This is a genomic window from Bacillus sp. F2HM, from assembly GCF_019266135.1.
GTDB lineage: Bacteria > Bacillota > Bacilli > Bacillales > Bacillaceae > Bacillus > Bacillus safensis.
On sequence record NZ_LRMO01000018.1, the window covers coordinates 172,581 to 194,341 of the forward strand.

A 21,761-nucleotide genomic window follows, 5' to 3' on the forward strand; every position below is an offset into this window, starting at 1 on the left:
AAGATCACCCCCGCCTGCTTCTGCGATAGTGGAAATAACGATCGATGATGATTGCACCGATTCCTGAAATGAGTGTTGCTAAAATGGTTGGCCCTACAATGTCTGTTGGCTGATCTGCCCCATAGGTCATTCTTATTGCAATGACGGTTGTTGGCACAAGTGTGATAGAGGATGTGTTGACCGCTAGAAATGTAATCATAGAACGGCTTGCCTCATTTTTTCCGCCGTTTAATGCTTTCATCTGCTCCATCGCCTTAATTCCAAGCGGTGTAGCGGCATTCCCGAGACCAAAGAAATTCGCCATGAGATTGGACAAAATATACCCCATTGCAGGATGATTAGGCGGAATATCCGGGAATAGCTTTGAAATAAAGGGCCGGCACAATTTACTAAAGAAATTTAACAGCCCTGCCTCTTCGGCAATCTTCATGAGCCCGAGCCAAAAAACGAGGACACTAATCAAACCAATTGAAATAGTAACCGCTTCTTTTGAGCCTTTAAATACAGCCTCGTTCACTTCCTGCATCGTTCCATTAAACATCGCATAGACAAGACCGATGACAGTGAGAAATACCCAAATTAGATTGACCATGAAGATCCGCCTATAGATGTCTGAAAGACAGACTTAAACATTTCTTGAAAGCTTTTTTGAGGCATGCGATTTCGTTTATTTTCATAAAAAATCGGTAACTGCTCGATCACCTGTCCATCTAACAAAATCGTCATTTTTCCTACAACATCTGGGATGGCTTCGGCGTTTTTTTTCCACTTCTTTTTAGGAGCGAGCATTTCCGTTTCAATTTTGACAAGTTTTTTCTCATCTTCATTTAAAAAATAGTCCACATCACGCTTGATAAACGCTTTTTTTTCGTAAAAGGTCCCTTTTAACGAAGCAAGCCTTCCTTTTTCAGCAAGCACATACGTTTTATAGTGATCAAATGCATATTCAAACATAGAAATATGATCCTTCCAGTCGTCAGGTGCATTAATGGTCACAGCGATCAGCTGAGCATCACCCTTTGCAGCGGTGGAGACAAGTGTTCGTTTTGCAAGTTTTGTATATCCTGTTTTCCCTCCGGTGGAATATTCGTATAAACCGGTGAGCAGCTTGTTTTTATTTTTCCAATAGCCTTCCATTGTCTTCGCTTTATAGAAAGTTGTACCGGCAATTTTTTGATATTGTTTATGCTTCATTGCGTATTTTGTTAGGATCGCCATGTCATAGGCTGATGAATAATGATTTTTATGATCATCGAGTCCGTGCGGATTTTGAAAATTCGTATTCTCCATTCCTAGTTCAGCCGCCTTTTGATTCATCATAAAAATAAAGCCTTCTAAGCTGCCGCCAACATGCTCTGCAATGGCAACAGCTGCATCATTTCCAGAACGCAGCATGAGCCCGTATGTCAAATCTTCTAAGCTCACCTTCTGCCCTTCCTTTAAATAAATGGATGACCCCTCCGCCCCAATCGCACGTTTTGATACTTTGACGGTATCTTTCATTTTTCCTGATTCAATGGCTAATACAGCCGTCATGATTTTTGTAATACTGGCGATTCTTCTTTTTTCGTGCTCGTCCTTTCCAAATAGGACTCTGCCTGACTGTCCATCTATTAAAATGGCGCTTCTTGCACTCACTGATAATGAAATGTCTGCTTTGGCATGTGAGGAAAAAGGCAGTAAGAGTGTAAATAGAAGAAGGACTGCTGTTCCAATTTTTAAATAGGGCATGTTCATTCACGTCCTTGTCCGTTTTGTACAAGTGTATGCTCAGCTGAAAAAGTTATGATGCCTCGTCCATAAAAAAAAGCGCCTCTACATGTAGAGACGCTTCTTCAAGTTGCTTATACCATTTTCACTTGCTGATGAGAAGTCGTATATTCGAGCTCTTCTCTCATCGCTAAAAAGTCTTTTTCTAATGAAGAAAATAATTGTTTCATATCAGCGGATACTTCATGGTGAAAAACAATGCTGCTTTTTCCTGTATAGGCCGAACGGCTGTCTTCATACCATGTATCCTTTTTAGGCGTGAAAAATTCTTCAATACATTGATGATAAATACGGTGGAGCATCTGCTGTGCGGCTTGCTGCGGGAATGTCTGCTGCTGGCCCATTTTCCTGCAAACTGCTGCTGCATCCTCGCTGTACACTGCAAGCTTCCGTAATGTACTCAATATGTCACAATAATAGGCTTCCGCTTCGGGGTTTAATCGTTTCAAGCTTGATAAGGTGGTTTCGTTCAGAAAACCATTCATTTCAATTGCAACCTTTGATAAAAAGACGCCTGCTTGATCAACTTGAGCCTTTACATTCATATGTGCCATTTGTTTCGTGTTTACCTTCCCCTCATGGCTTTGTCACCATTTTATCTGTCATCAAAAGATTTTAGACCTAAAATCTTTTTTATATTTTATCATACATTTTTCATTCTTTTGAACTATTTTATGTCTTCAAATGTTTGATTGAAGTTTTCAAAAAATAGATCGGCCTCTTCTTGTACTCCATCTGCTTCCACATTCTCTGGAAGCGGCGGTAATTCATCTAAGGCTTTTAATCCAAATTGCTCTAAAAAGGTAGGGGTTGTCCCATAAAGAATCGCTCGTCCCGGACCATCGGCACGTCCTACTTCACAGAGCAGCGCTTTGGCTACTAAGCTATGAAGTACCCGCTCTGATTTGACTCCTCTAATCTCCTCTACCTCACTGCGTGTAATCGGCTGTTTATAAGAAACAATGGCAAGCACCTCCAGCGCTGCCTGCGACAAACCCTTGGATGGTGTCTCGACTAATTTTTTTAAGTACATGCTGTATTCTTTTTTCGTCAGCAGCATATATGAATCTGCATATTCAATGAGCTCAATCCCTCGTTCTTGTTTTTGATATTCTTCCTTTACGGAAGACATAATGTCGAGTAATACCGACTCATCTATTTCAAGAACAGACATGAGCTGTTTTCTTGTTAAGCCTTCGTCACCTGCTGCATACAGCAGCGCTTCTAAGATGGCTTTCCAATTCACGATATCAAGCGTCATGAATCGTTTCACTCCCTATGATATAAATGTCTTCAAAGTTCCCTTCCTGCTCTAGCATGATTTGATGACTTTTCATCAATTCGAGAACAGCAAGAAACGTCACGACAAGGTGTTCCTTTTGATCATGTTGAAACAGAGTCATGAAATTGGTCCGCTTTTTTGTTTTTCTTAAATGGTTCATAATCTCATTCATTTTGTCTTCAATCGGGATTTCTTGTCTTGTAATCTTTGATGGTGCTGGTTTCGTTATTTTCTTTCGATTTAATACCTTTTGGAACGCACCTAACATATCATACACCGTTACGTGTAAATTTGTGTCCTTCGCTTCTGATTCTTTTGCAAATTCGCTTAAATCACTCGGTGGTTTTGTAAAGGCATTTTGCCTTTCTTCTTCGCGTTCCTTTAGTTCTTGTGCTGCATTTTTATACTTGCGGTATTCAATCAATTTGCCAATCAGCTCTTCTCGAGGGTCTTCTTCCTCTTCGAGCAGGTCTTCATCAAACAGCTCTTCCTCTTGTTTCGGAAGAAGCATTCTGCTTTTAATACTCAGGAGGGTTGCAGCCATGACCAAATATTCACTCGCAACATCGAGCTCAAGCTCCCTCATCGTGTGGACATATAATAAATACTGCTCCGTAATTTTAGCGACGGGAATATCATAAATATCAATTTCCAAACGGTTAATTAAATGTAACAGCAAGTCCAAAGGACCCTCGAACGAATCTATTTTCACCTGATATTCCAGCATCTTTTTCTCACCATTTCTACTGTCTTCTAAGTACCGTTTCACCGGCCAATCTTTAGTATAAGACAGGATAAAGCTCTCGTCCAATATAATTTCGGCCAAAATGCCTTAGGCAAATCAAGAAAAACAGTGGATTCGCCCATACCAATAAGGGCATTTATACATAGAATACCATTGTAATCAGAACTGATGAAAAAGGAGGCCGTATCATTATGGGAGATGGCTATAACTTCGGCGGAGGATTCGCGCTAATTGTCGTGCTTTTCATCTTGCTGATCATCGTTGGCGCGGCTTGGGTTTATTAAAGAAACAGAGCGTCCTTTTCACTAAAGGGACGCTCTTTCTTCTTTTCTTTTCGATATGTTAGACTGAGAGTGGAAAAGGAGATGACCGCTGTGTATCCTGAAGCGTACGTGGCTTTTTTACACGAATTTCATACGACAAGAGATTATTTTGAGTGTCATGAAATTTTAGAGGAATATTGGAAAGAAGATCCCCCTGAGCAGCGCAAAGAATATTGGGTCGGGCTCATTCAGCTCGCAGTTGCCTTGTATCATCAAAGACGGGGAAATGGAAAAGGAGCAAAACGGCTCATTTCTAACAGTCTTCATTTGTTAGAAGCAAACCGTTCAGTATTATCGAATCTCGGTCTGGATGATGAGGCATTTCTGATGCTTCTGAGAACGCTGAAAAAGAAAATGGATGAAGATTTGCCCTATGAAAGTGTGATGCTGCCAATCAAAGATGAAGCACTTCTTTCTTTATGCCAAGAAATGGCCCAAAAAGAAGGACTGCTCTTTGGACAGGAAAGCAACTTATCCCATACATTTTTGATCGAAAAACATAGACTCCGTGACCGGACAGAAATTTTGCTGGAACGAAAAAAGCAGATTGAACGTAAAAAAAGCAGAGGACTGTAGCCTCTGCTTTTAAATGTGTGATATTTAATTTGATTCGCTGTGACACTTATGAAAGAAGCCTTGCGTTAATTCATTTGGAATGAGTGTTTTGGTTTTAAATATTTCTTCCACGGCTAAAACCATTTCCTTGCCGATTCCTTGATCACGATGGGATGGATTCACACTAATATGCTCGATTTGTACTTGGTCGTCTGTTTTCAACACACCAATAGCACCTACAATATCCTCGCCATCTTTCCATAGGAACAGCTGCCGATCTTCATCCATTTCATATGACTTCATCGTCTGCTGAAGCTGTTTGACGTCTTTCTCACCCGGCATAAAGGACAGAAGTCCCATGGCAATTTTTTCAAAAGACCTCTTGTAACGAATTAACATATATACCCCTCAATATTCAAATTATCCTAATTTCCAGCAAATGTCTTATGATTCATTTGCTCATCACACATTATAAACATTTTTATACCGTTTTTAAACTCTTTTTCACTAAATTAAGAGAACGTTCGATTGAGATTCGCCATTTCAATAGCAGCTGCAGCCGATTCGCTGCCTTTATTTCCTGCTTTTGTACCAGCTCTCTCAATGGCTTGTTCAATAGATTCTGTTGTGAGTACACCAAAGATAATCGGTACCCCTGTTGACATAGCACTCTGAGCAATTCCTTTAGCAGCTTCATTACAAACGTAATCATAGTGAGTCGTTGCGCCTCTGATCACGGTTCCAAGTGTGATGACTGCATCATATTTTTTGGTTTCTGCTAATTTTTTTGCCATGTACGGGATTTCAAAAGCGCCTGGTACCCACACAACATCGATATCATCACCATTTGCTCCGTGTCTGAGTAATGTATCTTCTGCTCCATCTAACAGTTTACTTGTAATAAAATCATTGAATCTCGCTACAACGATTGCAAATTTTAGTCCTTCTGCTACTACATGACCTTGTATTGTATTCATATGTTGATCATCCTTTTTTGTGATTTTTATTTTGTTTCAATAGCGGCTGTTCGATTGTTGTTTAAATATGTCTGTAATGCTTCGATAGTCAGCATCTTTAAATCATGCTGTTTTTGGATCTCCTTTAGTTCAGGGACGCGCGCCATTGATCCATCTGCATTCATAATTTCACATATGACACCCGCTGGCTCTGAGCCTGCCAGTTTAGCAAGATCAACCGCCGCCTCTGTATGACCTGGTCTTTCTAGTACGCCGCCCTCTTTTGCAATAAGCGGAAAAACATGTCCTGGACGGGCAAATTCGTCTGGTTTTGCGTCTTTATTTAACATGGCCAGCATGGTCGTGGAGCGCTCAAAAGCACTAATACCAGTTGTCGTTGTCACATGGTCGATGCTTACTGTAAATGCTGTATGGTGTGCATCCGTATTATGTTCAACCATTGGATGCAGATTCAGTTGTTTGGCAATCGACGCATGGACTGGCGTACAAATGAGGCCTCTTCCATGTAAAGCCATGAAGTTAATCACCCTAGGCGTGGCATACTCAGCAAGTGCCACAAAGTCTCCTTCATTTTCTCTGTCTTCATCATCCACTACGATAATGATTTCTCCTTGTTTAAGGGCATTTACTGCCTCATCAACGGAATGATACATACAATCGCCTCCTAGAATCCGTGCTCTTTTAGAAATGATGGGGTCAATCGAGATGGCTGTTTTTCGCTTTGCTCTTTTGTTAAAAAACGATAAATGTATTTACCGATCATGTCACACTCTATATTCACGATATCCCCCATAGATTTAGTCGGGAAAATAGTTCCTTCAAGCGTGTGAGGAATAATAGAGACTGTGACATGTGAATCTCGCAAATCGAAAATGGTCAAGCTGACACCATCTATTGCGATCGAACCCTTTTGGGTGAGCATATCTGTGAGGGTCTTGTTCATCTTTAAATCATAGTAAATGGCATTACTCTTCTTTTCTATCCGGGTAATGACAGCCGTTCCATCAACATGGCCTGAGACAAAATGGCCGCCAAATCGTCCATTTGAGGACATGGCTCGCTCTAAATTCACTGGACTGCCTTGTGTCAGCTGATCCAGCGATGTCGCTTTGACCGTCTCTGGCATCACATCTGCCGTAAACTGTTCTTTTGTGAAGCTTGTGACTGTGAGACATACTCCATTAATGGCGATACTGTCTCCGAGTTGAACATCTTCCAGCACACGGCTGCAGGTAATGACAATTTCCATGGCATCTGCTGACTTTTTACTTAATGACTGAACGGTGCCAACTTCTTCAATTATCCCCGTAAACATGTGATCCTCCCTTTCGTTTCATTTGTATTTCTCACTTTTAAAAAAAGCGATGTTAGGGACATGTGATCGATTGAGCACCTTCGTCGCTTTTTATGGTCCATACAAGGTAGATGAGGGATCACCTAATAAACACTGCATGCAGTCTATTAACGACAAAATCATACAGAAAGCCCCGGAAAAAATTCCGGGGCTGTGGTTTTTTTGCATCAGAAATAAGACTATGATCAACAAATATTTTTCGTTCATAGCTTTCTTTATCCTTCTCCCATCCAGACTTTCACTGTCGGCTTCAGCTTTTCACTGAATCAACCGTTAATAAATTAACGGGTCACGGGCTGTAAAGCATTTGCTTTATTACCGTCGGTCGGGATTTTCACCCTGCCCCGAAGGATACAATCGATATTTAGCTGTCCTTAGGGGCTATTATAGCGATCCTTGTTGTCAAATGCAACAATCAAGATTTCTTCACAAAAAAAGTCTCCTTATAGGAAAGGAGACATGTCAATTTACGACTTTTACTACTTTTATCAGTCCATCTATTCTTTTTTCATTACTAAAGTAGGCTTTAATACGATCGCCTTTTTTCAGATCGGCCACATCATCTTCAAATTTCTTACCATTAAAAATGATTTTTGTGCCATTCTTCGCTTGACCGTAATATTCATCTCCATCAATTTTCGTAATGGTATATTCATAGATGGTGTAATCTTTATCATTATTTGTTAAGCTTTCGCCAATAGCTGTTGGCACATCTTCAATTTTCATGCCATTCATGTATAAATAACCTGCGCCTAAACAAAGCAGTAAAACAAATAAGATCGCAATTTTTAATTTAATTTTCCCCATATTTAGAACCTCCATCATCTGCACTTCGCCTATTTGTATGTTTTATTCCTTCTTTTATTGAAATAAAACCAAAAAAGCTGATTTTCATTAATGGTTACTTATATAACGATTCAGATGGCCCTTTGGTTCCACCTCTTAATCATTACATATGATACGAATATGCGTTCTTTATTAAGGGGGTCTTTTTCCTGTTTATTAGTTCGTAACACACCATACTGCAAGCTTTTCATTATATTCTTTTTTCGAGTGCGAATAAGTCTTCCTCTAACAATTGTGACCGCTGAACAGCGATGCTGCGGCTGTCGCGAACCCCTTGATTATAGTAGTAACTTCCAAGGTTTTTTGTGATAAATTCTAGTATATTAATGGCTGCTAATTCACCAATCTCTTCTTCTCGTTCTTCGGCAAAGTAACGCTGAATGGCCATCATCATTTGATTTTTCTCTTCTTTTGTGAGTGGTTTCAAAGTATCCCCTTCTTTCTTCATTTGCATCTGGATGTGCTGGCACCCCGCAAATACGAATGTTTGTTCTCCTATCATATCATAAAAATACATTCTGCGCATGACTGCCCTATAAGAAAAAGCGTATTTTGATGTAATGGATCAAATACGCTTTCACTATGCTGTATAATTTTTTCATGGAAGCTGCCATAGCGCGTTGTCCATTTTATTTTAAAATGGACAGGATCGTCGCTACAGAATGATCTACAAATGAACGCTCTGGACGTGACTTCATTAGGACGGTAAGCCCGATGAAAGAAACGACCAGTGTCTGTGCTAAGGCTTTAGCATTCAAGCTGCTTTCAAGCTCACCTGAGCGAATACCTTGCACAATCTTTTCTTCAAATATGACCGAAAGATACATCTGATGCTCTCTTGTCAGAATTTCAAATTTCTCTTCGTGTGGAGCAAGCTCCACTATCGTATTAATGCAAAAACAGCCTTTACTCGGGCCATCTCTATATTCCTCTTCCACTACATCTGTAAATAATGTATGAAATGCTTTCTTTACAGATTGATTGTTTTGAAGTTTTGTTCGAATGCGGGCTGCATGCTGCTTTGTATATTTACGTAATGCAGCCTCAAATAACTCCTCTTTATCTCCAAAGGCTGAGTATAAGCTTGGCCGCTGTATTCCCATTTTTGCAGTCAAATCGCTTAACGTTGTAGCTCTATACCCCTTTTCCCAGAAAAGCACCATTGCATCATCCAACGCTTTTTCCTCATCAAACTCACGCTGTCGAACCATCATCAATTCCTCTTTTCAACAATAAAATCATTTCACCAAAACAATTATTCATTTATTTGTAAGGATATCATTTTTCATTACCAATCAGTACATTATAATTTTATTTTATTCATGTAAAATTGTCAAACTGTCTTTCTTTCTTCAAGACCAACTTAGAATAACTGGATTAAACTCTTGACTTTAAAATATTTTGTTGGTTATCCTTAACAGGAATCATTTTATACCGATCGATATATTATACTTTTTAGTATAAAAAGGAGAGGATGCAATGAATGGTTAAAGATAAAATGACTCCAAGAGATCATCCTGATATGAAAACGGCTCATTTTCGAATAAAACCTCAATCAAAGATGAGTCACTATATGGCACTACTTTTTGCAGCAGCGTGTGGGATGGCTGTTGCAAACATATACTTCGCACAACCGTTACTAGATTCACTGGCAGACGAATTCGGTATCACGTATTCATCCATTGGTATTGTCATTACGATTACTCAGCTTTGTTATGCGGCGGGGCTACTACTGATAGTACCGCTTGGTGATCTGTTGAATCGACGACGGCTCATTATCGGTCAGATGCTTTTATCTGTGCTTGCCCTCATTCTAGTCGGCATCGCTCCTATCGTCACCGTCCTATTTCTAGGATTAGCAGTGGTCGGACTGCTCGCTGTAGTCACTCAGGTACTCGTTGCGTTTGCAGCAAGTTGGGCTGCTCCAGAAGAACGCGGCCGTATAGTCGGCTTGGTGCAAAGTGGAATCGTAACCGGCATTCTTCTCGCTCGAACCTTTGCTGGTGTATTAACCGATTTTGCTGGCTGGAGGTCTGTTTATCTTGTTTCTGCCGTCATCATGCTTATCCTAACTGGCGTATTGTTCCGAGTGCTCCCGCGTGATGACAGCAAAAGAGAGTCATTATCCTATGTTCATCTGCTACGTTCATTGTTTATATTGTTCATACAAGAACGAATTCTGCGCATCCGTGGGATTTTGGCTCTTCTGATTTTTATCGTCTTTGGTACGTTATGGACTTCACTCGTACTGCCTCTCAGTACTGCGCCATACTCTCTTTCACATACTGCAATTGGCGCATTTGGTCTTGCTGGAGCAGCCGGAGCGTTAGGGGCTGTTCGGGCTGGCAGCCTTGCTGATCGAGGTTTTGGACAGTTCACAACTGGTATAGCTCTTGTCCTATTATTCATTTCATGGTTTTTCATCAGTTTGACTGAACATTCACTTATTGCATTAGTCATTGGCATTATCATTCTTGACCTATCTGTGCAGGCAGTTCATGTGACCAATCAGAGTATGATTTTTACAGTACGGGCTGAGGCGAGAAGCCGGCTTACTGCGGCTTACATGATTTTTTACTCCATCGGCAGTGCGACCGGCTCAATTGTTTCAACCAGTATATACGCGACCTATGGCTGGGGCGGAGTATGTCTCTTTGGTGCCTCTATCAGCGCTTTAGCCATTTTGTACTGGTTCATCACCTACCGCCTAACGAAACAAATCACAGTAGGTTCACAAACAAAATAAAAAACACCGCGATTAAGCGGTGTTTTAGATTAAGCATCTACAACTTCAACTTTTTCCATGCCTTGGCCTTGCTCCATATCAAGTACAGCCTCGATACCAGATGTTACCTTGCCAAAAACAGTGTGAACACCGTTTAAGTGCGGCTGCGGGTCATGTACGATAAAGAATTGGCTGCCGCCTGTGTCTTTACCAGCATGCGCCATTGATAATGAACCTCTTTCGTGCTGATGTGGATTTCCTTCTGTTTCACATTTAATTGTGTAACCAGGACCACCTGTTCCATTACCGTTTGGGTCGCCGCCTTGGCTGACGAAACCTGGAATCACGCGGTGGAATTTCAATCCATCGTAGAAGCCTTCATTCGCTAATTTTTCAAAGTTTGCTACTGTACCTGGAGCAGCCTCTGGGTAAAGTTCAAACTCAATTTTCTTTCCATTCGTTAATTGTATGTATCCTTTTTTCGCCATTTTTCACATTCTCCTTTCAGGTTAAACAACGCTCATTATAGCACATTTTCGGTGATGTTAAACATCCCCTGCTCTTCGATTGTCATTTACCTCTTATCTGATGATTGATAAAATAGGGTTGCTTGATTCTTTTTTCCTAATAAAATGATATCTGACTAAATGACATGTCTTCATTTATCGGAACAGGAACACATCTTAAAAAGAAAATTGAAACGTCGAGCCAATTTGTTACGTCTATATGATGGAGTGCACTTCATCACGTGTACTCAAAAGATGAGTTTCTCTTGAAAGAGGAACGCTTTCGACTTGAAGGAGGTCAACATGTTTAAAAAAATGATGCTTGGTATGATGGCAGCGCTCCTTTTCCTAATTGGTGCGCCAAAAGTCAGCTTAGCGGATGCAGCTGTCGGCGATGTCATCGTCACACTCGGGCAAGACCTAACACCGGCTGATCGCCAGAAGGTGCTTGACGAGTTGAACCCACCTGAAAATGCGACAAAAATTGAAGTAACCAATAAAGAAGAGCACGAATATTTAGGAAAGTATATCCCTCGTTCTCAAATCGGGACGAGAGCATTATCATCTTCATCGATCACCATTGAAAAATCAGGTACTGGTCTGACTGTGGATACACACAACATCAAGACCATTACAGATGAGATGTATTTAAATGCTTTAATGACAGCAGGTGTCAAAGATGCCAAGGTTGTCGTGACTGCTCCATTTGAAGTATCTGGTACAGCGGCACTGACGGGCTTACTAAAAGCGTATGAGGTGTCAAGCGACAAAGCCATTCCAGAAGATGTGAAGCAGGTGGCAAACGAAGAGCTTGTGACAACTTCTAAATTGGGTGACTCTATCGGGAAAGATAATGCTTCTGCCCTTATTGCAAAAATCAAAGATGACATTGCAAAAAATGGTGTTCCTAAAACCACGAAAGAAGTAGAAGAAAAAGTGGATCAGGCTGCTTCTGATTTGAACTTAAATCTGACGCAGGATCAAAAAGATCAGCTTGTCTCGCTATTTGATAAAATGAAAAACATCAATATCGATTGGAATCAAGTAGGATCTCAAATTGATAAAGCAAAAGACAAGATTACTAAATTCATAGAATCGGATGAAGGGAAAAACCTTCTTCAAAAGATTTGGGATTTCTTTGTCTCCATTTGGAATGCGATCGTTTCTGTATTCACTGGAGGAAAATAATTCATGAAAAAAAGCTGCCTGAACTCCAGGCGGCTTTTTTTAAGTAGATGATTTCACTTTTGATTGATATGGTAAATCAAGTTTGACAATGTCCTCATATGTTTCACGCTCAACCACTAGCTGCGCTTCCCCGTCTTCTACAAACACAACAGCTGGGCGCGGGATACGGTTATAGTTGTTTGACATACTATAGCCGTAAGCTCCGGTACAAAAGACAGCTAATAAATCCCCTTGTGATAATTCTGGCAGATCGATATCCCAAATGAGCATATCTCCGCTTTCACAGCATTTCCCGGCAATTGAAACCGTTTGATCATGCGTTTGGCTCATTTTGTTGGCACTTGCGGCTTCATATTTCGCTTGATATAAAGCTGGACGAATGTTATCACTCATTCCGCCATCTATCGCTACATAATCACGGATGCCAGGTACATGTTTTGATGATCCGATCGTATAAAGAGTCGTCCCTGCATCTCCAACAAGAGAACGGCCTGGTTCTATCCAAATCTCTGGCATATCAAACTCATAGCGGGCCACGTTCTCTTTCACAGCTTGGATAATTTTTTCGACATATTCTGTCGCAGGAAGTGGTTCATCCTCTTCTGTATAACGAATCCCAAAGCCGCCGCCTAAGTTTAATACTGTAGAAATAAAACCAAATGATTCTCTCCATTCATCCAGCTTCAAAAAGATTTTATCGGCTGCAAGGACAAAACCAGCCGTATCAAAAATTTGTGAACCGATATGACAATGAACACCTAAAAGCTCGATCACTTCTGACCCAAGCACTTGTTTCACCGCTTCATCTGCTTGTCCATTGTGAAGATCAAAGCCAAATTTTGAATCCTCTTGACCTGTCGTAATGTAATCATGCGTATGCGCTTCGACACCAGGCGTGATGCGGAGCAATACTTTCACTTTTTTTGACAGCTCTTGACCAAGCTGTTCAATGAGCTTCATTTCATAGAAATTATCCACAACAATACAGCCGATCCCATGCTCTAAAGCCATTTTTAATTCTTCTCTGCTTTTATTATTGCCATGGAAATGAATTTTTTCTACTGGGAATCCAGCGCAAATGGCTGTGTGAAGCTCACCGCCTGATACGACATCAAGAGATAATCCTTCTTCTTTGGCAAGCTGAAACATGGCGATGGAGGAAAATGCTTTACTCGCATATGCTACCTGTGCCGTTAATTCTTCTTCTATAAATGCTTTTTGAAAGCTTTTTGCGCGCTCCCGTATTAAAGCCACATCATATACATAAAGTGGTGTCCCATACGTTTCAGCTAAAGAAACGGCATCAACACCACCAATTTCTAAATGACCGAGTTCATTTTGTCTGCAAGTGCCGTGTAAATACAATGTCATTCCCTCTTTCTCCGCTTCGGCTGAAAAAAGGCAGCTGCGTGAGCTGCCTTTTGCCTTGTCTCAAAGTTAAAAATACAATATCACAATCTTCAGCCACTTTCAATGAGCGTTAAGAATTTGGCGGAATTTTTGATCTGTTTTGAGGGTGAACGATGCTCGGCCTTACTTTTGAGCCAGGAACAGACGTCCGAATTAGTACTTGCCACAAAGCCTTTCCATTAAAAGGAATGAACGGCCACATATAAGGCGTCTGCAATGAACGAATGGATGTTAAATAAATGATTAACAACGTAAAACCAATGATGAGTCCATTCAGCTTAAAGATCGCTACTAGTGCTAGGATGATGAGCCTTACAATCTTATTGGCGACACTCAGTTCATAGCTTGGCGTTGTAAAGGTACCGATCGCTGCCAGCGAGACGTATAAGATGACCTCTGGTGTAAATAAACCAACATCAATGGCGATTTGTCCAATTAAAACAGCCGCGATCAGCCCCATGGCGGTCGACAATGCGGTTGGCGTATGAATCGCAGCCATCCTTAAAAATTCCACCCCGAAATCAGCAAGAAATACTTGGAGAATCACAGGGATATGAGAAGGTTTATTAAATCCAATATAGCTTAAATTGTCAGGCAGGAGATTTGGTTCGAGGATAAAAAGAAACCAAATCGGCAAAAGAAAGGTAGAACATAAAATGCCTAAAAAGCGTACCCATCTTAAGAATGTACCAACGGCAGGTGCCTGGCGGTATTCTTCTGCATGCTGAACGTGGTGAAAAATAGTGGTTGGTGTAATGATAACACTAGGGGATGTATCCGTAATGATGATGACATGCCCTTCTAATATGTGGTTAGCGGCGACATCTGGACGCTCGGTGTAACGCACTAGCGGAAAGGGATTATATCCTTGCTTAATTATAAATTCTTCAATCGTTTTATCAGACATCGTCAGCCCATCGACTTTGATTCCTGATACTTCTTTTTCTATAATATCTACTAAGTCAGGGTCTGCAATATCTTCAATATAGCAAACACAGACATCCGCTTTTGAACGTTCGCCTACTTTGAGCATTTTGTATCTCAGCTTTTCATCCCGCACTCTTCTTCGAATAAGCGCTGTATTCACAATAATATTTTCAACAAAACCGTCCCTTGCTCCCCGGACCACCTTTTCCGTATCCGGCTCCTCAGGCATTCTGCCAGGATAGCTTCTAACATCAATGATAAAGGCGTAATTTTCACCTTCTACAACGACTGCTACAAGCCCAGACAGCACTTGATCCACTGCTTCATCCAGCGTTTCTACCTTTGAAACCTGCTGATTGACAAGGCGGTTCTCAACTACATGTGCAAGATCATCTGATTCAGGTTCGTTGTCATTGATTTCGATTAGTTCTTTTAATAAGTAGATGACATACTGTGTATCACACAATCCGTTTACATAGTAAAGCTGGATTTCCTGCTCGTGTATATAAATTTTCCGAACACCAAGGTCAAAGCTGAGACCCATTCCGACATTTTCCTTGAAGTAATCTTCATTTTTTTTCGGGTCTCGGTACACGTTTACCTTGTCTTTCTTCATGGTAACCACTCCTTTCTAGTATTAATTCCACTGCTTTCATCGTGATTGGAGATCCCTTGCTCAGATCATCTTTTCGTCCCATCTTGCCAATATCTCCAATCCCGACAACTAACGGAAGGTTGAGGGAGTCAAGGCAATACACTGTATCCCCGCTCATTTTATGGGGCTCCATTTCGGGAAGACCGTGTTTGTCGACACCATATTCTGTCAGTTCACCTTCCCGGTCAATGGAGACATGAACCTTTGTCCATTCTGCTTGATGCGTCTTGGATGCAACTGCGATCGCACCAATAACTTCGATTTCAGGATGGCGCGCCACATGTTTCATCGCCGTCTCCCCTGTTCCTTCACCTGTCAGACCAGAATCATCAAACATCACAAAGACTGGATCATACGGCGTTTTTAAAATCATCTGAACAAGTTCAGGTCCTGTCCGTTTGCTTGGATTTCCTTTTGAGCTGGAAATACATCGTCCGCCGACGTTTTTAGCAGCAAGCTCTATGGTTTTGGCAGCATATATATCTCCGTCTGTCACTAAAATGACTTTCCGTCTTTGCCCCATATTCGGTTATCCTTTCGGTTTAAAAATAAGCGCGACAATAAATGAGAATAAAATCGCAGCTGATATTCCAGCAGAGGTTAATTCAAAAATACCGATACCGATGCCGATGAATCCATGTACATCTGCCTGATGCATTGCCCCATGAAGCAAGCTATGACCAAAGCTGACGATTGGTACGGTTGCGCCCGCACCTGCAAATTCAATAAATTTATCATAAATACCGAATCCATCTAAAATGGTACCCGCTACAACAAAAGTAGTCATGACATGTGCAGGCGTGAGTTTAAGTACGTCTAGTAAAAGCTGGCCAATGACGCAAATAAGTCCGCCTGCCACAAAAGCGATAAGATAATCCATTAGCTCTCTCCTCCTGCACGCTCAAATACGACACCGTGCGCAATGGTTGGAATGGTCTCTTTTTGCTGAACCATCATCGGGCTGAGTAACGCCCCGGTTGCCACAACGAGTACTCTTTGCAAATTCCCTGCTTTCATTTCTTGAAAGATATGACTAAATGTCACTATAGCTGAACAAGCACAACCGCTGCCTCCAGCGAATACGTTTTGATCGGGTGTATAGATGATTAAACCGCAATCATCGTGCTTTCTCCCAAGCTGAATGCCGTCTTCTTTCAGGAGATCCTTTAAGATCGGTGAACCAATGCCTGATAAATCTCCAGTTAAAATCAGATCGTAATCATCTACTGTTCTTCCTAAGTCTTCTAAATGCTGCTTGATGGTGTCTGCCGCTGCCGGTGCCATGGCCGATCCCATATCAAATGGATCTGTAATGCCAAGATCCATGACCCTGCCCACTGTTGCGCTTGTAATTTGAATGTCAGAGACTTCTTGGCTGATAATAACGGCTCCGCTTCCTGTCACTGTACTTGTTGCTGTATCGGGCTTTTGTCCGCCGTATTCTGTCGGATTACGAAATTGGCGTTCTGCCGTCGCATTATGGCTGCTTGTCGCTGCAATGGCTCTATTTGCAAATCCGCCATCAATGAGCGCTGACGCAATGGCAACCGATTCCATTGAAGTCGAGCAGGCCCCAAACAAACAAAGAAACGGGATCTTCAGCTCTCTTGCCACATAGTTTGCAGTGACGTTCTGATTGAGTAAATCTCCAGCCAGCAACAGGTCAATATCGCTTTTTTGCAAATTTGCTTTTGATAAAGCGGTTGATATCGCATCATCCATGAGCTTCCTTTCAGCCATTTCCCAATTCTTTTGATCACAGTGCATTTCATCGTACGTTTTATCGATTAAATGGCCAATCGGGCCTTCTTTTTCTTTCGGTCCTGCAGCAGTTCCTTCTGCATTGACATAAAGCTTGTGCTCAAATACCCAAGATTGTTTACCTGTTAGTTTCACCTTTCATTCCTCCTACGAAAACATCTTTTCAAAGACGTATCGAATGATCCCTACGACATATGCGGAAACGACACCGAACACAATAACGTTCCCAGCGAGTTTAAACATATTTGTGGCAACACCTAAAACAAGCCCTTCACTTTTATGCTCAAGGGCAGCACTTGTCATACTGTTAGCAAAGCCTGTCACCGGTACGGCCGATCCGGCTCCAGCAAACTGGCCGATTCTATCGTAAATACCGATACCCGTTAATAGAGAAGAAATTAAAATGAGGGTTGCCACCGTCGGATTCCCTGCTGTCTTTTCATTAAAATCAAAAAAATGGATATAGAAATTTTGCAGCCCCTCACCTATCAGACAGATTAAACCGCCAACTAAAAACGCCTTAATGCAGTTGAGGACATAAGGAGGTTTGGGCTGATATGTTTTCACCTTAGATGGATAGTTCTCTTTTAAACTCGACACGTGTTGTTCCCTCCAATTGATTAAATATAAATAAGCCAATGAAATAGTGAACCAAATACCTTTCCTAAGACGATGGCCATGAGCAGCAAAACAATTTTCCCGTCCATTCCAATTCTTTTCGTTAATATAGGAAGTACATTTAATACTTCAGTGAGTGCAGCTGCAAGCATGCCGACGAAGATGCCTGATAAAAGACCGACCGGCATCGCCAGCCATTTGGTTAAATGAAGATGTATTTGACTTAAGGTGGCCCAGCCGCCAACAACCGCCCCGCTAATAACAGCCGCCTCGTACCCTTGTATGAAGCGCTGCGTTTTGGTTAATTGCATTAAGCGGGGAATGATGCCAAGCACTGTAAGAAAAGCCACAAATCCTGCTCCGACCGTTAAACCGCCGCCAAGTCCAACGAGTACGACAAAAAGCCACTTACCGATCATGGATATCCTTCAATGTTTCTTTATTTTCATTGAGTGCGACATAATGATCGAGATCGAGCTGATATTTAAACATTTCCACTTCGAGCGGACTTGGTTCTTCATTTAAACGCTTTTTAAATACATGATTGAAAAACAAAATCATGCCAAAACCGAGTCCAAAGCTATATGGAATTTGTAATAAATACGGATGCTCAACCGTTTTCCCTGTGATCATTTCATATAGGCGGATATGAACGAGCCGCATACTGACATCCTCGTGGAAATTCATAATGGCAAGCGCCGCTCCAACAAATAATAGGAGCCATACAAACACAAATAAAACGGGAGAAAGCTGGCGTTTGCCTGTATCAATTTCAACAATGGCCTCAGAGCCGCCAACGGTTTGAATGTCGATATCTGGGCACGTTTTTTTGATCGTTTTGACGACATGCATGATATCAAGAACGGCGATGTGACGATCCTTTTTGCTGACATGATACACCGGCATTTTACTAAGCTTTTGCACAGCAAACTCATCACCAGTGATTTGGGCGATATCCTCTAAATAAATGAGCTGATCAATACCGGTCTTGATTCGATGACGCAGCCGAATAAAGATTTGTCCGTCCATCCAAGTCACTTCCTATACGATGGGTTAAAAATAGTATGTGGTGAAAAATGGTTCTCATACTGATAGAACTTGATTTACCGGTAATTACCACACAAAAAAAAGCCAGCCGAATTGGCTAGCTGTCTTTTTGATCCATTTGCATTTGGATTTGTTTTAAAATTTTCTTTTCAAGCCGTGAGACTTGTACTTGTGAAATGCCAAGTCTCTCTGCAACCTCAGATTGTGTCTGGTCTTTATAATACCTTAAATACACAATAAGTTTTTCCCGTTCTTCTAATTCCTTGATCGCTTCTTTCAGTGCGATTTTGTCAAACCATCTTTCCTCAGAATGATCGGCAATTTGATCAAGCAATGTAATCGGATCCCCATCATTTTCATACACCGTTTCATGAATGGATGATGGCGAGCGCACCGCTTCTTGGGCGAGGACGACATCCTCTGGTGTGATATCAAGGTATTCGGCAATTTCCTGAACGGTCGGCATTCTTCCATGAGACTTAGACAATTCATCCCTTGCCCGACGAATTTTATTTCCGAGTTCCTTTAATGACCGGCTGACTTTGACCGTTCCATCATCCCGAATAAATCGCTGAATTTCACCAATGATCATGGGGACGGCGTACGTTGAAAACTTTACATCATATGACAAATCAAATTTATCAACAGATTTCAGCAGTCCAATACAGCCAATCTGAAATAGATCATCTGGTTCATATCCCCTATTTAAAAAGCGCTGAACAACGGACCAAACAAGACGCATGTTTTTTTCTACGAGGAGGTCTCTTGCTTGCTGATCACCGTCTTGGCTTTTTTTGATGAGCTCTTTGACTTCATCATTTGACAGCTGGGCTTTTTTAGCTTGCTTTTTTACCTCCACATCCATATGAGCAGCTCCTTTAATTACAAAGCGCTTTGCTTTTTGATAGATGCTTTGTTAAACGGATGGTCGTGCCCATTTCTGGAGATGAGTCCACCATGACATCATCCATAAAATTCTCCATGATGGTAAAGCCCATTCCAGAGCGCTCTAAGTCTGGTTTTGTGGTGAAAAGCGGCTGTCTTGCTTCCTCAAGATCTGTAATACCCATACCTTCGTCACGGATGGTGAGGTAAACGACATGATCATCTAATGTGACATGGATGTGCACCTTGCCATCTGGATTCCCATCATAGCCATGGATGATGGAGTTGGTCACTGCCTCAGATACAACGGTCTTGATTTCTGTTAATTCATCTAAAGTCGGATCAAGCTGAGCGATAAATGCCGCGACTGTCACCCTTGCAAACGATTCATTTTGGCTTAATGCCGAAAACGTCAGGTTCATTTCATTTCTCATGATGCCACCCCCAATGTTTGCAAAGCCGTTTGCTCAGAAGGCTCCATCCGAATGATTTTAAACAAGCCAGACATATCAAATAACCGGTTCACTGCTGGCGAGATGGCACAGACGACCATTTCCCCGCCAAGCTGCTTAATTTCCTTATATCTTCCTAAAATCACTCCGAGTCCAGAGCTGTCCATAAACGATAAATCAGCCAGATTCAGCACAATGTGGCGAATGTCCTCTGTTTCCAAATAATTCGTCACCTTTTGTCTCAATGTTTCTGCGGAGTGATGATCGAGCTCTCCTGTTAACCGAATGCAAAGTACGCTCTCTTTTACTTGAAAATCAATACCAAGGCTCATTTTTTATTCCTCCTTGCTCTAATTTCGGATAAAGAGTGTTTCTCTTTTATATGAAATAAATCCTTCACCATGACAAAACTAGTGACCATTCGTCACATTTAGATGTTCTTTTCTTTTTCCTCATAGCAAAAAGACTGCCAATTACAGCAGCCTTTCGCCTTTTATTTCCATTTTACAAAATCAGCCATCGCCCGTTTGAAGAAAGTCCAAACCCCTGCCTTTTCCATTCCTTCTTTTGCTTCTACAGGACTTTCATGCAGCACTTTTCCGTCTTTTTTCAACACGATCGTACCAAGTTCCGTTCCTTTTGAAAATGGAGCCTTGACATCATGAGACAATTTGATTTCTTTTTTGATCTGATCCACATTTTCGCCTTTTTTCGTTAAAAGGGAGATCGGTTCAGAAGTAACGAGCTGAATGTTTTTCTTTTTCCCTTTGCTCACTTTGATCTCCGCCACATCTTGCCCTCTTTTGTAAAGCGGATGGGTCGTATATTGACTAAATGCGTAATCTAACATTTTGACTACCTGAGCGTTTCTGTCTTTCGGAGTGCTTGCGCCGAAGACAACCGCAATGACGCGCATGTTGCCTTTTTTAGCAGATGCAGTTAAACAGTATTTCGCTTCACCTGTAAAACCGGTTTTTACCCCATCGACACCTGGATAAAATTTAATCAGACGGTTTGTATTTACAAGCCAGAATTTTTTATCTGTGTTTTGCCTTAGATAGTCTTCGTAGACACCTGTGAATTTGGTGATTTGTTCATATTTCAACAGCTCTTTTGCCATTATTGCCATATCGTGAGCTGTGCTGTAATGGTCTTTTTCAGGAAGTCCTGTTGGGTTTTGAAAGACTGTTGAGTTGAGGCCAAGCTCTTTCGCCCTTTTGTTCATCTGCTCAACGAACTGTTCTTCAGATCCTGCAATATGCTCTGCCATGGCAACTGAAGCATCATTTCCTGACGCAATCGCAATGCCTTTCAGCATTTCTTTCACGGTCATTTCTTCTCCTGGTTCAAGGAAGATTTGTGAGCCTCCCATGGACGCTGCATAGTCGCTCGTTCTGACCTTGTCTGTCATTTTTAGTTTACCCTGATCAATGGCTTCCATGATCAGAAGCATCGTCATGATTTTGGTCATACTTGCGGGTGCAAGCTTTTCATCGCTGTTTTTGTTGTAAAGCACCTTTCCCGTGTCTCGTTCTATTAAGATCGCTGATTTGGCTTCGTGTGCCAATTCTGATGTTTGTTTTTCTCCTGGTTTTTCAATCTTTTCTTTTGCTATCGCTGATGGTGAAACCATTGAGATAAGGATCATTAAAATAAACAATGCACATATATGACGTTTCAAGTGGCAGACCTCCATTATCGTAATCCTTTCTATTTTTTCCTCATACAGGCTGTT

General features: G+C 41.4%; 28 protein-coding genes, 1 pseudogene and 1 riboswitch. Of the genes and pseudogenes, 4 read left to right on the forward strand and 25 right to left on the reverse strand.

Annotated features, from left to right (window positions below):
• Positions 1-4 precede the first annotated feature (4 nt).
• From AWT60_RS12115 to AWT60_RS12135, 5 genes are all read right to left on the reverse strand, one after another.
• Positions 5-592 carry a nucleoside recognition domain-containing protein gene (locus AWT60_RS12115; RefSeq protein ID WP_024422844.1) on the reverse strand — a complete coding sequence of 196 codons (588 nt, stop codon included), beginning with the start codon at positions 590-592 and terminating at the stop codon, positions 5-7.
• On the reverse strand, positions 580-1,731 hold the full coding sequence (locus AWT60_RS12120) for a D-alanyl-D-alanine carboxypeptidase family protein (RefSeq protein WP_202738860.1): 1,152 nt from the start codon (positions 1,729-1,731) through the stop codon (positions 580-582). The genes AWT60_RS12115 and AWT60_RS12120 overlap by 13 nt, the downstream gene beginning before the upstream one ends.
• Before the next feature lie 113 nt (positions 1,732-1,844).
• Positions 1,845-2,324 (reverse strand): YpuI family protein, encoded by a 480-nt coding sequence (locus AWT60_RS12125; RefSeq protein ID WP_024422846.1) that lies wholly within the window; start codon positions 2,322-2,324, stop codon positions 1,845-1,847.
• Between the two features lie 113 nt (positions 2,325-2,437).
• Positions 2,438-3,031, reverse strand: coding sequence for an SMC-Scp complex subunit ScpB (scpB, locus tag AWT60_RS12130; protein WP_056767184.1), 594 nt, complete (start codon positions 3,029-3,031; stop codon positions 2,438-2,440).
• Positions 3,021-3,779 (reverse strand): segregation/condensation protein A, encoded by a 759-nt coding sequence (locus AWT60_RS12135; protein ID WP_024422848.1) that lies wholly within the window; start codon positions 3,777-3,779, stop codon positions 3,021-3,023. Before AWT60_RS12135 ends, scpB begins: the two co-directional genes overlap by 11 nt.
• 209 nt (positions 3,780-3,988) lie before the next feature.
• Here AWT60_RS12135 and AWT60_RS12140 point away from each other — a divergent pair, with 209 nt between their 5' ends.
• On the forward strand, positions 3,989-4,081 hold the full coding sequence (locus AWT60_RS12140) for a YjcZ family sporulation protein (RefSeq protein WP_012010430.1): 93 nt from the start codon (positions 3,989-3,991) through the stop codon (positions 4,079-4,081).
• 90 nt (positions 4,082-4,171) lie between these two features.
• A complete protein-coding gene (locus tag AWT60_RS12145) occupies positions 4,172-4,696 on the forward strand; it encodes a DUF309 domain-containing protein (protein WP_202738858.1) in 525 nt (174 codons plus the stop codon).
• Positions 4,697-4,720: 24 nt separating this feature from the next.
• Here AWT60_RS12145 and AWT60_RS12150 read toward each other — a convergent pair whose 3' ends face one another.
• The 7 genes and pseudogenes from AWT60_RS12150 to AWT60_RS12180 all read right to left on the reverse strand — a co-directional run bounded on the left by AWT60_RS12150 (position 4,721) and on the right by AWT60_RS12180 (position 9,063).
• Positions 4,721-5,074, reverse strand: coding sequence for a GNAT family N-acetyltransferase (locus tag AWT60_RS12150; RefSeq protein ID WP_024422850.1), 354 nt, complete (start codon positions 5,072-5,074; stop codon positions 4,721-4,723).
• 113 nt (positions 5,075-5,187) lie between these two features.
• Positions 5,188-5,652 (reverse strand): 6,7-dimethyl-8-ribityllumazine synthase, encoded by a 465-nt coding sequence (ribH, locus tag AWT60_RS12155; RefSeq protein ID WP_029706184.1) that lies wholly within the window; start codon positions 5,650-5,652, stop codon positions 5,188-5,190.
• 47 nt (positions 5,653-5,699) lie between these two features.
• A pseudogene (ribB, locus tag AWT60_RS12160) lies at positions 5,700-6,305 on the reverse strand (3,4-dihydroxy-2-butanone-4-phosphate synthase); the annotation flags it as partial.
• Between the two features lie 11 nt (positions 6,306-6,316).
• Complete coding sequence (gene ribE / locus AWT60_RS12165; protein ID WP_218677304.1) at positions 6,317-6,967, reverse strand: riboflavin synthase; 651 nt, start codon at positions 6,965-6,967, stop codon at positions 6,317-6,319.
• 253 nt (positions 6,968-7,220) lie between these two features.
• Positions 7,221-7,362: riboswitch (FMN riboswitch) on the reverse strand.
• A gap of 106 nt (positions 7,363-7,468) precedes the next feature.
• Positions 7,469-7,813 (reverse strand): hypothetical protein, encoded by a 345-nt coding sequence (locus AWT60_RS12170; protein WP_008344451.1) that lies wholly within the window; start codon positions 7,811-7,813, stop codon positions 7,469-7,471.
• Between the two features lie 229 nt (positions 7,814-8,042).
• Complete coding sequence (locus AWT60_RS12175; protein WP_039179646.1) at positions 8,043-8,279, reverse strand: DUF2164 domain-containing protein; 237 nt, start codon at positions 8,277-8,279, stop codon at positions 8,043-8,045.
• 202 nt (positions 8,280-8,481) lie between these two features.
• Entirely contained in the window at positions 8,482-9,063 is a 582-nt protein-coding gene (locus AWT60_RS12180) for a TetR/AcrR family transcriptional regulator (protein ID WP_024428067.1), read from the reverse strand.
• A 311-nt stretch (positions 9,064-9,374) separates the two neighbouring features.
• On the opposite strand from AWT60_RS12180, the gene AWT60_RS12185 reads away from it, so the two are divergent.
• Positions 9,375-10,598 carry an MFS transporter gene (locus AWT60_RS12185; RefSeq protein ID WP_226014767.1) on the forward strand — a complete coding sequence of 408 codons (1,224 nt, stop codon included), beginning with the start codon at positions 9,375-9,377 and terminating at the stop codon, positions 10,596-10,598.
• 29 nt (positions 10,599-10,627) lie between these two features.
• Here AWT60_RS12185 and AWT60_RS12190 read toward each other — a convergent pair whose 3' ends face one another.
• On the reverse strand, positions 10,628-11,065 hold the full coding sequence (locus tag AWT60_RS12190) for a peptidylprolyl isomerase (protein WP_008359679.1): 438 nt from the start codon (positions 11,063-11,065) through the stop codon (positions 10,628-10,630).
• A 321-nt stretch (positions 11,066-11,386) separates the two neighbouring features.
• On the opposite strand from AWT60_RS12190, the gene AWT60_RS12195 reads away from it, so the two are divergent.
• Positions 11,387-12,271, forward strand: coding sequence for a DUF1002 domain-containing protein (locus AWT60_RS12195; protein WP_024428065.1), 885 nt, complete (start codon positions 11,387-11,389; stop codon positions 12,269-12,271).
• Positions 12,272-12,310: 39 nt separating this feature from the next.
• Here the strand turns inward: AWT60_RS12195 and lysA are convergent, their stop codons facing one another.
• The 12 genes from lysA to AWT60_RS12255 all read right to left on the reverse strand — a co-directional run bounded on the left by lysA (position 12,311) and on the right by AWT60_RS12255 (position 21,674).
• A complete protein-coding gene (lysA, locus tag AWT60_RS12200; RefSeq protein ID WP_034280367.1) occupies positions 12,311-13,636 on the reverse strand; it encodes a diaminopimelate decarboxylase in 1,326 nt (441 codons plus the stop codon).
• 115 nt (positions 13,637-13,751) lie between these two features.
• Positions 13,752-15,224, reverse strand: coding sequence for a spore germination protein (locus tag AWT60_RS12205; protein ID WP_256928484.1), 1,473 nt, complete (start codon positions 15,222-15,224; stop codon positions 13,752-13,754).
• Positions 15,178-15,786, reverse strand: coding sequence for a stage V sporulation protein SpoVABEA (gene spoVAEA, locus AWT60_RS12210; RefSeq protein ID WP_041109671.1), 609 nt, complete (start codon positions 15,784-15,786; stop codon positions 15,178-15,180). The genes AWT60_RS12205 and spoVAEA overlap by 47 nt, the downstream gene beginning before the upstream one ends.
• 6 nt (positions 15,787-15,792) lie before the next feature.
• Positions 15,793-16,143, reverse strand: coding sequence for a stage V sporulation protein AE (spoVAE, locus tag AWT60_RS12215; protein ID WP_024422860.1), 351 nt, complete (start codon positions 16,141-16,143; stop codon positions 15,793-15,795).
• Positions 16,143-17,159 carry a stage V sporulation protein AD gene (gene spoVAD / locus AWT60_RS12220; RefSeq protein WP_087975841.1) on the reverse strand — a complete coding sequence of 339 codons (1,017 nt, stop codon included), beginning with the start codon at positions 17,157-17,159 and terminating at the stop codon, positions 16,143-16,145. Before spoVAD ends, spoVAE begins: the two co-directional genes overlap by 1 nt.
• A gap of 12 nt (positions 17,160-17,171) precedes the next feature.
• Complete coding sequence (gene spoVAC / locus AWT60_RS12225) at positions 17,172-17,624, reverse strand: stage V sporulation protein AC (RefSeq protein WP_041109674.1); 453 nt, start codon at positions 17,622-17,624, stop codon at positions 17,172-17,174.
• Between the two features lie 20 nt (positions 17,625-17,644).
• Positions 17,645-18,061, reverse strand: coding sequence for a stage V sporulation protein AB (locus tag AWT60_RS12230; RefSeq protein ID WP_024422862.1), 417 nt, complete (start codon positions 18,059-18,061; stop codon positions 17,645-17,647).
• Entirely contained in the window at positions 18,051-18,671 is a 621-nt protein-coding gene (locus tag AWT60_RS12235; RefSeq protein ID WP_076840996.1) for a stage V sporulation protein AA, read from the reverse strand. Before AWT60_RS12235 ends, AWT60_RS12230 begins: the two co-directional genes overlap by 11 nt.
• Positions 18,672-18,786: 115 nt before the next feature.
• The gene (gene sigF / locus AWT60_RS12240; protein WP_024422864.1) at positions 18,787-19,554 is read right to left on the reverse strand and encodes an RNA polymerase sporulation sigma factor SigF; all 768 of its coding nucleotides are present in this window, start codon (positions 19,552-19,554) and stop codon (positions 18,787-18,789) included.
• A gap of 13 nt (positions 19,555-19,567) precedes the next feature.
• Entirely contained in the window at positions 19,568-20,008 is a 441-nt protein-coding gene (gene spoIIAB / locus AWT60_RS12245; RefSeq protein WP_024422865.1) for an anti-sigma F factor, read from the reverse strand.
• Positions 20,005-20,358, reverse strand: a complete 354-nt coding sequence (gene spoIIAA, locus AWT60_RS12250; RefSeq protein ID WP_024422866.1) for an anti-sigma F factor antagonist — start codon at positions 20,356-20,358, stop codon at positions 20,005-20,007. Before spoIIAA ends, spoIIAB begins: the two co-directional genes overlap by 4 nt.
• Positions 20,359-20,519: 161 nt before the next feature.
• A complete protein-coding gene (locus AWT60_RS12255) occupies positions 20,520-21,674 on the reverse strand; it encodes a D-alanyl-D-alanine carboxypeptidase family protein (protein WP_373272913.1) in 1,155 nt (384 codons plus the stop codon).
• Between the last annotated feature and the right edge of the window lie 87 nt (positions 21,675-21,761).